A 14,856-nucleotide genomic window follows, 5' to 3' on the forward strand; every position below is an offset into this window, starting at 1 on the left:
ATGAATATTGTCTATTTGCATTCCCATGATACTGGTCGATATATTCAGCCTTACGGCTATCAGGCGCCGACCCCTCATCTTATGAAGCTTGCCGAGGAGGGGGTGCTGTTCCGGCAAGCGTACTGCGCGGCTCCGACTTGCTCGCCAAGCCGGGCTGCCCTGTTAACCGGGATGTCGCCTCATTCCTGCGGGATGCTGGGCCTGACGCATCGAGGGTTTTCACTTACGAACCCTGAGCGGCATCTGGCAACGCACTTGCGGGAGAACGGCTTCAAGACGGTATTGTGCGGCGTCCAGCATGAAGCCAAAGATCCAGCCGACCTTGGCTACATGGATGTCTTGCCAGTTGAATCCGGCACGGATGATCGGCGCAATGCCGCCCTTGCGGCCGACTATATTAATGACTATGGATCCGATCAGCCCTTCTTTCTATCATTCGGGATGTTCAACACGCACAGAACCTATCCGCAAGCGGATCCCGATATTCGAGCGGATTATGTCATGCCTCCCGCAATGTTCTACGATCATCCGGATACCCGTGAGGATATGGCCAGATACATGACCTCGGCAAGAGTAATGGATGACAGCATCGGGATCGTCCTGAAGGCTTTGGAGCAATCGGGTCAGGCTGAGAATACCCTGATTCTGTATACGACCGATCACGGCATCGCCTTCCCGCACATGAAGTGCCAGTTGTATGATACCGGCATTGGCGTGTCGCTCATTATGAAGCATCCCGGCGGATTTCCCCAGCAGGGAGCCGTGGATGCCTTAGTTTCACAGGTGGATGTGTTTCCCACGCTCTGCGAGCTGCTCGAACTGGATAAGCCGGACTGGCTTCAAGGTGTCTCTCTGCTTCCGTTGCTGTCTGGCGAGGCAGACCAGGTGAGGGAGGAGGTCTACGCCGAGGTATCCTATCATGCCGCTTATGAGCCTATGCGCTGTATTCGAACTTCGCGGTACAAGTACATCAGACTGTACGAGGAGCATGGCCGGCATGTAACGGCGAATATCGATGACGGGTTAAGCAAGACCTTCCTGATGGAGCATGGATTGCAGGAGGAAACCCGCGAGCAGGAGATGCTGTTTGATCTATATCTGGACCCCGTAGAGAGGGTGAATCTTGCGGGACGAGCTGAGTATGCTGAAATTCGCCAATCGCTGCAAGTTCGGCTGACGAGTTGGATGCAGCGGACGGATGATCCTCTGCTTGCAGGTCATGTGCCGAAACCGGCAGGCGCTCGAATCAACCCTGCATTTTGAGCCCCGGCGAACAAGACTAGGAATAGAATGAGCCGCAAGTAATTGTGGCTGCCGATGACTGACATTTGTTGAGAAAAGGAAGCACCGCTTAGAGCACTTGCCCTTTTGGGGCTGGTGTCGCAAGCGGTGCTTTTAACTAAATAAGCGTATAAAATTTCCCGTAGGGGATTCCCGTCTAGCGCTGGTGAGCAGCGTTACAGTCCCGAGCTGGGCAGCCTTCCACTCTGCAACGTTGATTACCAGCGTTACAGCTTCCAAAACAGCGCGGTACTACAAGTTTGAGCTGATTACCTTTGAGAAAGACGCCATTAGGCGTCTTCTCAAATTCTAAGGATTTATGATTGCAACTGTAACGGATCTTTTCGACCCTTAGAGGCTCTTTTTAGCTAACCCAGATTTTTAACGGATATTTTCGCTTCTTAGCGGGTTAATTTGGTTGTGTTTTCGCTCGCTTGGTTGTCTAAGAGGAGAAAAAGTCCGTTAGAACAGGTCGCTGCTTTTAATAGACGCCGTTAGGCGTCTCATCTCATTTCCGACGGCGTGCAGTGCGAAGAGCGAATTCTCGCGGGGTAGTGCACAGGAAGTTCCATACCATACCTGCTCAGACAGAGGGTCGCCGACCGTTAGCAGGGCTCCATGCCGGCCGGGAGCTCGACCTGAGGATGAGGACATCCGAACACTAATTACTCGCCATTCCGGCCGGCAGCTCGAAGCGTCGATAGCCCTCTAAGCTGAATGGTTCTGTCGACACCGCCCAAGGAAACGGGTATTCGCTGTACAGTTGGCGATTGGCTGCCGCGAACTTCATATTCGCAGACAGGTCTGGCAGCAGTCTTACCGTGGAGCTCCCTTCCTCCCGCTCGTTTATGAATTCTCCTGGAATAGCGTGAATGGCGCGGGCGGATTCATAGGCCCCGTTAGATACGAGCACGAAGCTGCGGCATGCCTCGATTGGCGAGAAGAGCGGCTTATCCATGGACTCGATTGCTTCCATGAGATTCAGATACATGCTGCGCATTAAGTCGGACGAACCATACGCCCATTTTTCTTCGCCGTTCCGCGCGCGTATCGTCAGCTCATTCCGGTAATTCCAATGCGCCTCGCCTTGCGTTCCGTATACGGTAATGCAGGGCAGTTCGTTGGCTTCGTGGCACAGCATCGCGTAGAAATGAACGCGAGCGCCGTTAGCCATCACGGTGCGAATACAAGAGGCGTCGTCTCCCTCGATGTCATTAACATGGTAAAGCTCGGCCTGCACCGATTCCGGAAGCGATTCGTGGCCGTCACCGACGCCAGCGGCAAGCAAGCAATTGTTCAGCAAATGAGCGAGGGGATTATTGAATGTCCCGTCCAGCACATACTGACCGTCGCTAACCAGCTTCCCGGCCCATCGGGTGCGGTCGTAGTACGAGCGGAGCCTCTTCCACATGCCGACGCCAACCACATGCTCCACCTTGCCAAGCGAGCCGGAGCGGAGCCTCTCAAGCAAGGTTTGGAACGCCTGGCCCGACGTATTCTGGAAGTTCACCTGGCATAATCGACCGGTCTTCCGCTGGGCGGCGATCATCTCGTCCAAGTCGTTAATCGTGACTGCCGGAGGCTTCTCCACTAGCACATGAAAGCCCATCCGCATTACTTGGATGCAGATCGGCTTGTGCGTGGCGATCGGTGTGACGATCGCCACGAAATCAATGTCCGGATGCAGCGTGAGCATCTCGGCATAATCCGTGTAATGGACGGCTCCAATTGCGGTCAGCGTTTCGAAGGATCTCTGACTGGCGCCGACATTCGGATCGGCGAAAGCGACTATCCGCAGAGAGCCTTCATCAGCCAGCTGCTTCAGAATATTCACATGTTGAGCGCCAAATCCTCCGATTCCGATCAGCGCAGCGCGATAAACTCTCATTTTGCTTCCCTCCGTGACAACCTATGCCATTGTCCAAGCGATGACAAGAAGGAGATTCGAACGAATCGCCCAAGCCGCAAGCTCAAACATGCTGCAAATAACGTTCCTTGATGAGAGCGAGCGCTTTGTCTCCCGGCATATCCCATACTTGCCGATTGAAGATTTCCACCTCGATCGCTCCCGTGTAACCAGCCGACTCGACGGCATGACGCATCCGGCGCAGCTCGATGACGCCTTCTCCCATCATTCCTCTGCCCATCAACAGGTCGGGCACTGGCACGATCCAATCGGATACGTGGAAGCCGAGTATCCGCCCCTTGGCGCGCTCGATTTGCGTATACAACTCGGGATCCCACCAGACGTGGAACGCGTCGACGACGACGCCGACATCCTGCGGGTCATGCTGTTCCGCCAGCGTATTGGCTTGCGCCAGCGTATTGATGACGGAGCGTTCGGCGGCGTACATCGGGTGGAGAGGCTCGATGCCGAGCTTGATGCCATGCGAGCGGGCGAGAGGAGCAAGCTCTGCGATTGCCTCCTCGACCGTCTTGCGCGCGAAATCGATATCGCGGTCCGGGGCCGGGCCGCAGACGAGCACAAGCACGTCCGCGCCAAGCTCGGCCGCTTCCTCGATAGCGCGGCGATTGTCGTCCATCCGTTCTTTGCGCTCTGGAGCGGTTGCCGCCGGAAAATAACCGCCGCGGCACAGGCTGGAGACGCTGAGGCCCGCGTCCCGTACAAGCCGCTTGCTTTCGGCGAGGCCGGTCTCGGCGACTTTATGCCGCCACAGGGCAATCCATGGCACTTCGGCGCGTACGCAAGCGTCAACTGCCTCGCGCATATTGAGCCGATCGGTCGTAATTTGGTTCAAGCTGAGTCTGTCTATGGAACGAAGCGGTTCCATCCTGATCCCTCCCGAATATTCATCATGGTTAACGATTATTGCGGCCGAATGCCTGCGAGCGCGAGCAGTGGCTTCATCCTTTCGATGGCAAGCTCCGGATCGGCCAGCAGCCCGGCCCGGTCGGCAAGCACGAACAGCTCGGCGAGATGGATAATCGAGCGCGAGCCCTCCGCTCCGGCAATCATGCGGAAATGCGATTGATGTCCGTTCAAATAGGCCATGAACACGATTCCCGTCTTGTAGGCGTAGGTCGGTTTCTGAAAAATATAGCGAGACAAGGCGACGGTAGGCTCCATAATTGTCTCGTATCTGGCCAAGTCGCCCGCGTCGAGCGCATGAAGCGCCTGAGCGGCGGCCGGCGCGATCGCGTCGAATATGCCGAGCAGCGCATGGCTGCTGCCTTGCTCGTCGCCCTTGATCAGCTCCGGATAGTTGAAATCGTCGCCGGTGTACATCTTGACGCCTTGGGGCAGCAGTCGTCGCATTTTGATTTCTTTGCCGGCGTCGAGCAGCGATATTTTGATTCCGTCCACCTTGTCCGCGTTGGCCCGAATGACGCGCAAGCAAACATCCATGGCTGCGTCGAGATCGTCCTTGCAGCCCCAATACCCGGCCAAGGCGGGATCGAACATGTCGCCGAGCCAATGCAGAATGACCGGCTGTTTCACCTGGCTCAGAATGCGCCCGTACACCCGCTCGTAATCCTCGGGCCCCGTCGCGCAAGCAGCGAGCGCGCGGCTTGCCATCAGGATGACTTGACCGCCCTCGCCTTCGACGAAGCTGACCTGCTCCTCATAGGCGGCTTCCACGTCGTTAATTGTGACAGAAGGACTCGGGAGTAGGTGATCGGTTCCCGCGCCGCAGGCGATCTTGCCGCCTACCGAGCGCGCTTCCTTGATGGAAGCGCGTATAAGCTCCTTCGAGCGTTCCCAGTCGAGGCCCATGCCCCGCTGGGCGGTATCCATCGCCTCTGCCACGGCAAAGCCGAGCGACCACAAGTGGCGACGGTAACCGAGCGTCGCATCCCAATCGATCTTCGCGCTATGCAGCGGATCGCTGTCTGCTAACGGATCGCAGACGACATGGGCGGCCGAGAAGGCAATGCGGCTCGTGAACGGCTTGGCCGGGACGGCGAACGAAGAGGCTTTGCCTGGCGTATATTCGTAGAGAGCTCCCTCTGCGCGGGGGAGCAGCAGCGATTTGGTCATCTCTGTTCTCCTCCCTTACAAGCTCAGCTGCGGCACATCAATCCAGCGACGCTCCTGCCACGATTGCAAGCTAAGATCGGCAAGCTGGGTTCCCTTCGCGCCTTCGAGCAGGTCCCATGGGAACGGAGCGTCGACGACGACATGCTTCAGGAACATTTCCCATTGGATCTTGAACGCATTGTCGAACGTCGCGTTGTCCGGCACCTCCACCCATTGGTCGCGGAACTGGAACGGATTCGGGATATCCGGATTCCATACCGGCTTCGGCGTGTTGACCCGGTGCTGCGTCTTGCAATCGCGCAAGCCCGCCACTGCGCTGCCTTCCGTGCCGTCGACCGTCACCGTGAGCAGATCGTCGCGGTCGACGCGCACCGCCCATGATGAGTTGGCCTGCACGATAATGCCGTCCTCCAGCTCGAACATCGCGTAAGCCGAATCATCCGCCGTGCAATCGTAAGGAACGCCTTGCTCGTCCAGACGCTTCGGAATATGCGTAGCGGCAAGACAAGAAACGGATTTCACTCCCCCGAACAAATTCTCGAGCACATACCGCCAATGCGCGAACATATCGACGACAATGCCGCCGCCGTCTTCCTTGCGGTAATTCCATGAAGGTCGTTGTCCCGGCTGCCAGTCGCCCTCGAACACCCAGTAGCCGAACTCCATCCGAACGGACAGGATGCGACCGAAGAAGCCGGAGTCGATCAAGCGCTTCAGCTTGAGCAAGCCGGGCAAGAACAGCTTATCCTGCACGACCCCGTTCTTCACGCCGGCCTCTGTGGCAATGCGCGCCAGCTCGAGCGAGCCATCGAGATCGACCGCCGTAGGCTTCTCGCAGTAAATATGCTTGCCCGCGGCAATCGCTTGCTTGATGCTTTCCGCGCGGCGCAGCGTTGTTTGGCTGTCAAAATAAATTTCATTGTACGGATCCGCCAGGCACGCCTCAAGATCCGTGCTATAGCGCTCGACGCCGTGAGCGGATGCCAGCGCCTGCAGCTTGCTTTCCTGCCGTCCGACCAGAATCGGGTCCGGCATAATGACGTCCCCATTTGGAAGCGCGACTCCCCCTTGCTTTCTAATCGCGAGAATCGAACGGATCAAATGCTGGTTAGTCCCCATTCTTCCGGTAACGCCGTTCATAATAATGCCGATTGTTCGAACTGTCATGATTCATTGCTCCCTTCGCATTGTATATCTGTATTGTAGCCGCTGCGAAAGCGCTTTTCTTACAACTCCGGGAACGTGATTCTCAATTTCGGAAGTGAATGTGGGGTCAAAGCAAAATCCCCTCCGGAGTTAAGCCGAAGGGGAGGGGAATGCATGGCGATGAGTTCAACAATTGTATATTCGGAGGAATTTCTTCGGCTACTCGCCCTGAACCTGAGCGTTCAGCTCCCGGTACGATTTCGGAGACAGCTTTGTCACGGCTTTGAACGACCGGTAGAACGTGGACACGGAGTCGTAACCGACCTCGAAGCAGATCGAAATAATGTCCTTGCCCGTTTCCGCGAGCAGCTTCTGAGCGACGCGAATGCGCACCTCGGCCAGGTATTGCATCGGCGTCATGTCGTATCGTTCTTTGAAAATCGTGTTGACATGCCGCGTGCTGATGCCAAGCCTGGAAGCGATATCTCCCGCGGTCAGCGGATCAAAATACTTCGAATCAATATAACCGCGAATTTTCTCGGCGCGCAGCTTGTTGGAGCTGGAGCTGGAATAGGCGCCGGCTCCGGCAGCCTCCGTGCCGGTCGAACGGACCAGCAAGAGCAATAGCTGAGACAGTTGGACCTTGAGCGACAGCCGAACGAGAGGCGAATGCTCCCTTGACTGCTCGAACAGCATTTTCCTCAGCAGCTGACGCAGCTCGCTCGCGACGAACAAGCCCGGTCTTGTCAGGCAGGAAGCCGGGAAATAGACCGTAAGCAGCTCCGTTCTCAAATCTAGATCGAGCGCCTCTGCATCAAACGCCAACACCAGCAAGGTCAACCTGGAGTCGGACATGACCGAATGGACAGAGAAAGGCACGATTAGAGCTGTATCGTCAACGGTCAGCGGCTGAACTGTTCCATCCAGCCGAATTGCGCCTTCGCCCTCCAACACAAACAGCAGTTGATGGGTCTGATGATAATGCTCGGACACAAGATGGCCGCCCATATGCTTTTGCTCGTAGATGTCGATTTCATTTCCGGTTAAGTCGATTTGTTTAATCATCGCGGCAAAACCTCCGCCGAATTATCTTATATTTTCAAGCTCGTTGGTGACGGTTTCGATCATTTGCACGAAGGAGGCGAGCTCTGAAGAGCTGGCTGCTTGATGCTTGGCAAGCGACACGGTTTCTGCAGAATCCTGCATCACCTCTTGAAGAGAAGCCGAAATTTCCTGCAAGGTTGCTTTGATCATCTCCAGCGATTCCTTGGAATGGGCGGCAAGCTTTCGAATCTCATTGGCAACAATACCGAAGCTGCGACCGTTGTCTCCCGCATGGGCGGCTTCGATAGCGGCATTGAGACCAAGCAAATGCGTTTGATCCGAAATGCCTTGAAGAATTGTGCCTACATCCTGCAAATCTCCAATCTTGGCATGCAACTTCTCTACTTCATGATGCGCCCTGGTTTGAATTTCCGACGTGTGAACCGCCGAAACCGAAACGGTCTGACTGCTTTCGCTCAATTCCACGATCATAGCTGCGAGATCCTGAACGGCTTGATTGACCTTGCTAAGCGTCTCTTGTCTCTCTTCGTAGAGATCCTGCACCTTCTTCTGTTCATCCTGCTCGTAGGCTTCCAGCACAAGCTGGGAATCGAAGTTGAACATCTTGGAGAGAGCAAGCACGATTTTCATCCAGTTTGCGGGAGCAACCTCTTGCAATTGCTGTGTCGCTATGTCCAAGTAGAGCATATACGTACCCAGGTACCAATTCGATGTCAGGCCGATTTTCGAATGCAGCTTGCCTATGTATAAGCGCTTCTCGATAAACTCCGTGTCAATGACGCCGTCTGTCATGGTCATGAAGTACCAACGCTGCGTTTCCTTCAACCGTTCAATCGTCGAGTGCTTCTGGATAATGGCAGCCAATTCCGGTTGATGGTTCACATTCTCATATAAGCGATCTACGACAATATCGGTTATCGCTTCAAAATGTTTCCGTTGCTCCTTCAAGAAAATCAGGTCTTCGTCCTGCAATCCAATATACTTCAATTGTTTCGATCTGGCAGCATCTACTTGAATCATCGTGAATCCTCCAATGTGATTTGAGAATAAGAGCATGTATGACTTAATATTATCACATCCTGTGTCAGATTGGGTCCTGGACTTGCACCCAATATGGTATTTTTGTCTATCAGCTATACAAGTGAACAGAATATATTGGATAATGATAATTGAGATGGAAGTGACATTTGAAAGAAGGAGTGAGTGACCTAGTGTTGGCATTTCATCGAGCGTGGCTGATTGCGAAGTTTGAAGAAATTCTCAGACGTACAGTATTGGCTATCCGGCAGCTAGACGATGAGGAGTTAAATTGGCGCCCGAATGATAACAGTCATAGTATCGCAACTCTGGTGAAGCATATAGAGGGCAATGTGCAGGAGCGAGTCGTAAAGGGAATTCTAAAACGAGAAATTCAGCGAAACAGAGAAGAAGAGCTGATGCATGAGTTCATAACCAAATCGCAATTAATAGAAAGGATAACCGGCTCTCTGGAACTGACCATCCATACAATTGACAACATGTCAGCAGCAAAATTCGAAGAGAAGCAGCAGGTGCGGAAGCGCGAGCGGACAAACCTCGACATGCTGCATCAATGCGCGGCGCATTATTCGGAGCATATGGGGCAAATTTTGTACATAGCCAAGATGTGTAAGAACGAAGATTATATCTCCACTTCGATCTGATAATCAGCCGCAACAGGCCTTTCATCCACAGACGAAAGAAGGGAATCCATGCAACCAAAATTCATACGAGAGACGCGCTGCTTCAAGGTATCTCGCGTGTTTCCAACCGACGTGAACAATCATAATACGCTGTTCGGCGGCAAGCTGATGTCCTATATCGACGACATCGCATCCATCTCCGTTGCCAAGCTATGCCGTTGCTCAGCGGTTACGGCATCGACAGATTCGGTCGACTTCCTGTATCCCATCCGGCCAAGCGATTCCGTTTCGATGGAATCGTTCATCACGCACACGGGGACGAGCTCAATGGAGGTATTCGTGAAGGTCATCTGCGAGGATATGAACAGCGGAGAGCGCAAGATTGCCGCAACGGCATTTCTGACCTTCGTTGCTCTGGATGATGAAGGTCATCCTTCTCCCGTGCCTCAGGTTATCCCGGAAACCGAGGAAGAGAGGAAGCTGTTCGAGACGGCTGAATATCGGACGCGGATGAGGAAGCATCGCAGAGAGGAAAGCAAGAAGTTCGCCGATTATCTTCTTACCAAGTTTCCTTGGGAATAGGTTCGGAACGAATGAGAAGCCCCGCAGCCAAGTGGCTGCGGGGCTTCTTGCTGGTGCGCCGAGAGGCGCGATTCCATTATTCGTTAATGAGGCCTGCTTCTGTCAGAAGACGATAAACGAGCGTTGCGGCTTCTGCGCGAGTCAGATTCGCGCCTAGATCAAGCTGGCCATTTCTGCCGTTCAGAAGGTTCAGGCTGATCGCCGCAGCTACATTTTCTTGCGCCCAGCCTGCTACGGTGTTGTCATCTGCAAAACCAGCTAGTAGGGTGCTAACCTCTTCAGAGGACAGTTCCACATCAAGATTAGCAATGCTCAAGGCGCGGGCCAGAACAACCGCCGCTTCCTGACGGGTAATTGTCTGATCGGGACGGAACGAAGCATCCTCGTATCCATTGATGAGCTGGTATTCTACCGCTGCTTGCACGGCATCGCTAAGCGATGCGCTTGCGTCAACATCGGTAAAGACGCCCCCATAAGATTTGCCTTGAATGCCCAGCGCGCGAGTCAGAATCGCTGCGAATTCGGCTCTTGTAATTGCCGCGTCGGGATCAAACTCTGTCGACGTTACGCCGCGAATGATCAAGCGCGAAGTCATGTCATTCACAGCAGCTTGCGCCCAATGCCCCTCAACATCTTTCATAGTTTTTGGATTATAGATGACAGAGTACGTGCTGTTCGTCAGGCTGTTGATTTGCGCATAGTACTTGCCATCTTTGTCTACGACGGAGGTAGGAACATGGAACAGTTCACCGTCATTCGTAAGCACAACGCCTGTTGTAATCTGGCTTGGGTCCACGCCGTCCGGAATAGCTATCGTGCGTTCGACATACGAGTTGAAGCGATTCACGTCTACGGATTGCGTACCGTAGGAAGCCGTCACTTCAAAGTTCAGTGGAGCGCCAATGATTTGATAGTTATTGCTGCCGGCTGAAGCCTCTACTTGAGCCTTCTGATCATCGGAGGACTCGGACAATTGAATGGTAATCACCATGTCGTCGAGACTCACATTTTTGCCAATCTGCGCGGAAATACCATCAATATCGATTTGCGAAGCGGGCAGCGAGTACGATGCGTTGTCGGTTACAATCTCGATAATCGCTTCATGAGCTTGCATCGCCTTGACCAGGCTGCCGTTCAATTGGCCGGCAATGACCTTGCTGTCGCTTTTCACAGGAATGGTCAGCACCTTGTTCTGCTCGCGGTTCAGCTTGTCGATAACCTTCTGGCTGTCGATCTGAATTGTTGTTACGGTTACGCCGTTGACTGTTTCATTCTTGGCTGTAGCAAGCTGCTCCTGCTTCACGCCGTCTACGATGATTTCCACGCTGTTATTCACGACAGGTGCGCTGCTCCGCAGCTTCACCGTTACATCCACATGAGCCTCATGCCCTTGATACGTGGCGGTAATAACGGTTTGGCCTGTGGCAACCGCCGTTACCAGCCCTGTTGTATCGACTGTTGCTACACCTGCGTCGCTGGAATTGTAAGTTACGCCAGTGGCAGGAGTTGTTGTGCTTTGATCCGAAAGCTGGGCTGTCACTGCAGTCTGATGCGTACCGCCGATGTATAGGGAGTAGGCGGAGCTGTCGAGATCGATTGCCGACACAGTCGGTCCTTCTAACCATTGGGCGTATAAGATTGTGTTTTCGGTCATTGTGATAGGAGCATTGGGTGCATAATTATCGCCAGAGCCGTCTAACTCCGTGTTCCAGCCATTGAATGAGAGGTCTCCGTTCGTCAAATTACCTTGACCTGCTGCTGTAGCTGTTGCATTAGCTTCATATCCTGCCACAGCCTCAGGTGTTCCGAGTGCTCCGTTTCCATCATAGATCAAGGTGGCCAACATTTTTTTGATCGTAAAGGTGGTTAGATCTACCCGGTACAAATATCCTTTGTTGTCCGATGCGAGAGAAAAGTTGAAGTATGGGATCGACGGGGCGGTTGGAAGGACATCCATGTTTACCCAATTCTCTTCACCGCCGTTATAATTCAGTTTCATTACGGTGTTGTCAAAAAAGTTCATTGCAACAATATTATCATATGGATCCGCTTCGATGCCAAATGGTATAAACATCGTGGGCTGAGTCGTCTCCGTTACTTCGAATGTGGTAGTAGGACTTATATTCGTCCAAGAGTTTGAGTAAGCGGGCAGTTTGAAAATTCTACTAGGGAACTCGCTATTTCCCGAATCTTGCGTATTACTAGGATCTTGGGTGTTGTTCGGATCTTGAGTGTTGCTTGGATGATAAGTGAATGTCGTGACGAATAGGTTTCCAGCTCCATCAACGGCAAGATCTATTGCTGATGAGATATCATTTTCAGTATTGGACTGAAACAGATTTCCTGTAATATCAATCCATGAGGGCGATTCTTGACTAGCTGTGTTCAGTTTTAAAATGGCAGGCACAATCGGTTCGTTCGGCGTATTTTCATCTGAATTAAAACCAATATTCAAGTAACTATCAATTACATAAACATTTCCCGATTTATCGGTTGCGATACCACTTGCGTATTTAAAATCTCGTGTCGAAGTGATATTAGTCCATTGCTCGGATCCTTGTTCAAGCATCCATATGCTTGCAATATTATCGCTTTGGGAGCCTAACTCACCAAAGAAATATAGCGTGTTATCTGTAACATAGACATTCCCCTCTGGACCCACGGCAATGCTGGATATGTAATGAAAGTCACCGTCATAGGTAAGATCGGTTTTCACTTTGGTATCAAGCGACATCATTTCTACTTTTCCGTAGTTTACGACATTCATATCTGATTGTGAGCCAAGCTCTCCCATGTACATATTATTTGAACCATCAATTGTTATTGAAAACGGCACATACACGCTTTCGCTGACGCTCAAAGTCGTATACGAATTCGAATATGGATTGTAATAAGGAGACGTAAAGTCAACCCATGTCAAAGGCCCTGTATAAGCAGGGGACTCATCTGTTTTCGGCTGGTAGGGATCTGATTGCGCGCTAACGCGATTGCTTCCCATTACCGGCATTAAAGTAACAATAGCGACCAAAAAACTTAAAAATACAGCAACTGTCTTAAACTTAAACGAGTGCTTCATAGCTGTAATCCTCTTTTCTTCATGAAATTAGGAACATCTTCTTGCTTCACGCTTCAATCATTCTTTCTTCGCTGCATGCTGCTCATTCTACGATTGGGCAATTCTCTCATGTGATTAATTGAATTTCGGCGTGTTCCCCCTCATGTAAGTTGAAAGATGTACTAGCTTATTTGATCACTATTTATAATAGCATTTGTGGGTCAAATGACATAGTGTTTTTTACCTAAATTCGACAGAATTTTTAGTCCTTTTTTCTTCTTGGCATGCATCATTGATCGGCTGTCCTGCTTCCTGATTATGCCTATTAAAGTTATAATTATATAAGAGAATTAGAAGTGATTCTATAGGAAGCTACGCGACGACAATGTAGGAGGCTGATAGAGTGAAGATCGGAATCATTGGCGAGTTCAAAGCGGATTCGCCCAATCATATCGCGACGAATGACGCAATTAAGCATTCAGGCCGCAGGCTGAACGCGACGCTTGAAACCGAGTGGATCTCGACCTTGCGAATAGAAGAGGAATTCGAGAGAATTACATTGGAGTGTACGGGTTATCTCATAGCGCCGGGCAGTCCGTACCTGAGCATGGAGGCGGCTCTCAAAATTATCGGGTATGCGAGAGAGCATAAAGTGCCGCTTCTTGGGACTTGCGGCGGATATCAGCATATCGTAATCGAATTCGCCAGAAATGTGCTCGGCATTGCGGATGCAGAGCATGCGGAATACGATCCTTATGCTTCGAATCTCATCGTGAGCAGGCTGTCTTGCTCGCTGGCGGGGCAACGTCTGGACATTAAGCTGATAGCCCCTCATTCTGCCGTCTATCGCGCAATCGGAGAAGCAGCGATTACCGAAAACTACTATTGCAATTTCGGACTGACGCCAGGCTATCAAAAGCTATTGGAGGAGAGAGGACTCCGCACAGTCGGAGTTGACCATACCGGCGAATCTCGAATTATCGAGTTGTCCAAGCATCCATTCTTTATCGGCACGCTTTTCGTACCCCAAGCAAGATCCAACTCAGAGCATCCGCATCCTATCATCACTTCATTCGTTCAGCATAGCAGCAGGCTATTCTAATAGTTGGAGGAGAAAATGGAGAACAAATTAGTTCTGTCAAGAAATATAGCCATTCAAGCGGCGAATGCGGTTGGCGATAAAGTGGAAGTTGTCTTGAAATAGACTATATATAACGATCTCTGAGAAGAGGGGAGAATTATAATGGCAAAAAGGGGAAGGTTGTTTGTACTTCTAGCTGCAACTTTGGTCGCGGCTTGGCTTGTTCTTTGGCAAGTGGGTTATATCGCATTATGGACGGTTGGTATGGCTTCGATAGTGAATAATACGCAGGATTTCACCGATGAGAATAGTCATATTGTAGCTGGGGAATATTCTGTTTTGATTGATTTGTCTGATCTGAAGAGTAACATCGGGAAAGAACTTCTTAATGATGGAAGTCATCAGATTATAGTGGGTTCGGTGGATAATACGGGGAGTCGCAGCACCGGCGGCTATCGGATAGGCTTCCGTTCCAAAGGCGCTTATTCTCTCTCAGGAGCATCATTAATATCAGGAGCACAGCATGACCACTCGGATAATGGATTCACAACAACAATGTCTGCCAAGATGATTGCGGAATATAACGGGAATAGCTACGAATGCTCGGTAATGGGGTACGGAGGTATTAACTTTAAGGACGGAGATGATTTTTACTTCTACATCTTCCCCTCAGAAGCGTATGATTCGAAAAAAGTTACTACAGAAGAAACGGGGGTCGTTCAATTGACTGTATCCAATCTCTACGAGAACAGGTGGACTAGGCAGTCAAGTAGCTGAGAGAACCGAACATTCTGGAGAAAGAACAACCTCGAATACCGTACCGGATATACTGGAATTGCTCCAGCTTAATGTGGACGAATATGCTGGAGAAAATCCCATACAAGTTTTTAATTACGAGATAAGGCCACTATATACTGGAGAAATTCCAGTTCGTGTGTGCTTGTTCATGCAAGATGCGCTGTAGACCCTCGATCTGATTCTGATG

Annotated in this window: 12 protein-coding genes; 5 read left to right on the forward strand and 7 right to left on the reverse strand. The window is 51.6% G+C overall.

What is annotated here, in order from left to right; genetic code table 11:
* Positions 1 to 1,263, forward strand: a complete 1,263-nt coding sequence (locus HFP08_RS08485; protein WP_168120151.1) for a sulfatase family protein — start codon at positions 1 to 3, stop codon at positions 1,261 to 1,263.
* A 679-nt stretch (positions 1,264 to 1,942) separates the two neighbouring features.
* Here the strand turns inward: HFP08_RS08485 and HFP08_RS08490 are convergent.
* The 6 genes from HFP08_RS08490 to HFP08_RS08515 form a co-directional block, all read right to left on the reverse strand.
* Entirely contained in the window at positions 1,943 to 3,169 is a 1,227-nt protein-coding gene (locus tag HFP08_RS08490) for a Gfo/Idh/MocA family protein (protein ID WP_168120152.1), read from the reverse strand.
* 82 nt (positions 3,170 to 3,251) lie between these two features.
* Entirely contained in the window at positions 3,252 to 4,073 is an 822-nt protein-coding gene (locus tag HFP08_RS08495) for a sugar phosphate isomerase/epimerase family protein (RefSeq protein WP_168120153.1), read from the reverse strand.
* Positions 4,074 to 4,108: 35 nt separating this feature from the next.
* Positions 4,109 to 5,281 (reverse strand): dihydrodipicolinate synthase family protein, encoded by a 1,173-nt coding sequence (locus HFP08_RS08500; RefSeq protein ID WP_168120154.1) that lies wholly within the window; start codon positions 5,279 to 5,281, stop codon positions 4,109 to 4,111.
* A 15-nt stretch (positions 5,282 to 5,296) separates the two neighbouring features.
* A complete protein-coding gene (locus HFP08_RS08505) occupies positions 5,297 to 6,448 on the reverse strand; it encodes a Gfo/Idh/MocA family protein (protein WP_168120155.1) in 1,152 nt (383 codons plus the stop codon).
* Between the two features lie 198 nt (positions 6,449 to 6,646).
* Positions 6,647 to 7,492, reverse strand: a complete 846-nt coding sequence (locus HFP08_RS08510) for an AraC family transcriptional regulator (protein ID WP_168120156.1) — start codon at positions 7,490 to 7,492, stop codon at positions 6,647 to 6,649.
* A 21-nt stretch (positions 7,493 to 7,513) separates the two neighbouring features.
* Positions 7,514 to 8,512, reverse strand: coding sequence for a globin-coupled sensor protein (locus HFP08_RS08515; protein WP_168120157.1), 999 nt, complete (start codon positions 8,510 to 8,512; stop codon positions 7,514 to 7,516).
* Positions 8,513 to 8,679: 167 nt separating this feature from the next.
* Between HFP08_RS08515 and HFP08_RS08520 the strand changes: the two genes are divergently transcribed.
* Together HFP08_RS08520 and HFP08_RS08525 are read left to right on the forward strand one after the other, a co-directional pair.
* Positions 8,680 to 9,174: a DUF1572 family protein gene (locus tag HFP08_RS08520; protein WP_240941195.1), complete on the forward strand. Its 495-nt coding sequence runs from the start codon at positions 8,680 to 8,682 to the stop codon at positions 9,172 to 9,174.
* Positions 9,175 to 9,222: 48 nt separating this feature from the next.
* Positions 9,223 to 9,735, forward strand: a complete 513-nt coding sequence (locus HFP08_RS08525; RefSeq protein ID WP_168120158.1) for an acyl-CoA thioesterase — start codon at positions 9,223 to 9,225, stop codon at positions 9,733 to 9,735.
* Positions 9,736 to 9,811: 76 nt separating this feature from the next.
* Here the strand turns inward: HFP08_RS08525 and HFP08_RS08530 are convergent, their stop codons facing one another.
* Positions 9,812 to 12,811 (reverse strand): S-layer homology domain-containing protein, encoded by a 3,000-nt coding sequence (locus HFP08_RS08530; RefSeq protein WP_168120159.1) that lies wholly within the window; start codon positions 12,809 to 12,811, stop codon positions 9,812 to 9,814.
* A gap of 382 nt (positions 12,812 to 13,193) precedes the next feature.
* Here HFP08_RS08530 and HFP08_RS08535 point away from each other — a divergent pair, with 382 nt between their 5' ends.
* Together HFP08_RS08535 and HFP08_RS08540 are read left to right on the forward strand one after the other, a co-directional pair.
* Positions 13,194 to 13,892, forward strand: coding sequence for a CTP synthase C-terminal region-related (seleno)protein (locus HFP08_RS08535; protein ID WP_168120160.1), 699 nt, complete (start codon positions 13,194 to 13,196; stop codon positions 13,890 to 13,892).
* 141 nt (positions 13,893 to 14,033) lie between these two features.
* Positions 14,034 to 14,648, forward strand: a complete 615-nt coding sequence (locus tag HFP08_RS08540; RefSeq protein ID WP_168120161.1) for a hypothetical protein — start codon at positions 14,034 to 14,036, stop codon at positions 14,646 to 14,648.
* The last annotated feature ends 208 nt before the right edge of the window (positions 14,649 to 14,856 follow it).

This window comes from Paenibacillus sp. HB172176 (assembly GCF_011947265.1).
GTDB lineage: Bacteria > Bacillota > Bacilli > Paenibacillales > Paenibacillaceae > Pristimantibacillus.

What these genes read in the sequence shown, in the direction of transcription:
- HFP08_RS08510 (WP_168120156.1), bottom strand. Translation starts at nt 7,492, where the DNA reads ATGATTAAACAAATCGACTTAACCGGAAATGAAATCGACATCTACGAG.
- HFP08_RS08505 (WP_168120155.1), bottom strand. Translation starts at nt 6,448, where the DNA reads ATGACAGTTCGAACAATCGGCATTATTATGAACGGCGTTACCGGAAGA.
- HFP08_RS08500 (WP_168120154.1), bottom strand. Translation starts at nt 5,281, where the DNA reads ATGACCAAATCGCTGCTGCTCCCCCGCGCAGAGGGAGCTCTCTACGAA.
- HFP08_RS08515 (WP_168120157.1), bottom strand. Translation starts at nt 8,512, where the DNA reads ATGATTCAAGTAGATGCTGCCAGATCGAAACAATTGAAGTATATTGGA.
- HFP08_RS08525 (WP_168120158.1), top strand. Translation starts at nt 9,223, where the DNA reads ATGCAACCAAAATTCATACGAGAGACGCGCTGCTTCAAGGTATCTCGC.
- HFP08_RS08490 (WP_168120152.1), bottom strand. Translation starts at nt 3,169, where the DNA reads ATGAGAGTTTATCGCGCTGCGCTGATCGGAATCGGAGGATTTGGCGCT.
- HFP08_RS08495 (WP_168120153.1), bottom strand. Translation starts at nt 4,073, where the DNA reads ATGGAACCGCTTCGTTCCATAGACAGACTCAGCTTGAACCAAATTACG.
- HFP08_RS08540 (WP_168120161.1), top strand. Translation starts at nt 14,034, where the DNA reads ATGGCAAAAAGGGGAAGGTTGTTTGTACTTCTAGCTGCAACTTTGGTC.
- HFP08_RS08485 (WP_168120151.1), top strand. Translation starts at nt 1, where the DNA reads ATGAATATTGTCTATTTGCATTCCCATGATACTGGTCGATATATTCAG.
- HFP08_RS08530 (WP_168120159.1), bottom strand. Translation starts at nt 12,811, where the DNA reads ATGAAGCACTCGTTTAAGTTTAAGACAGTTGCTGTATTTTTAAGTTTT.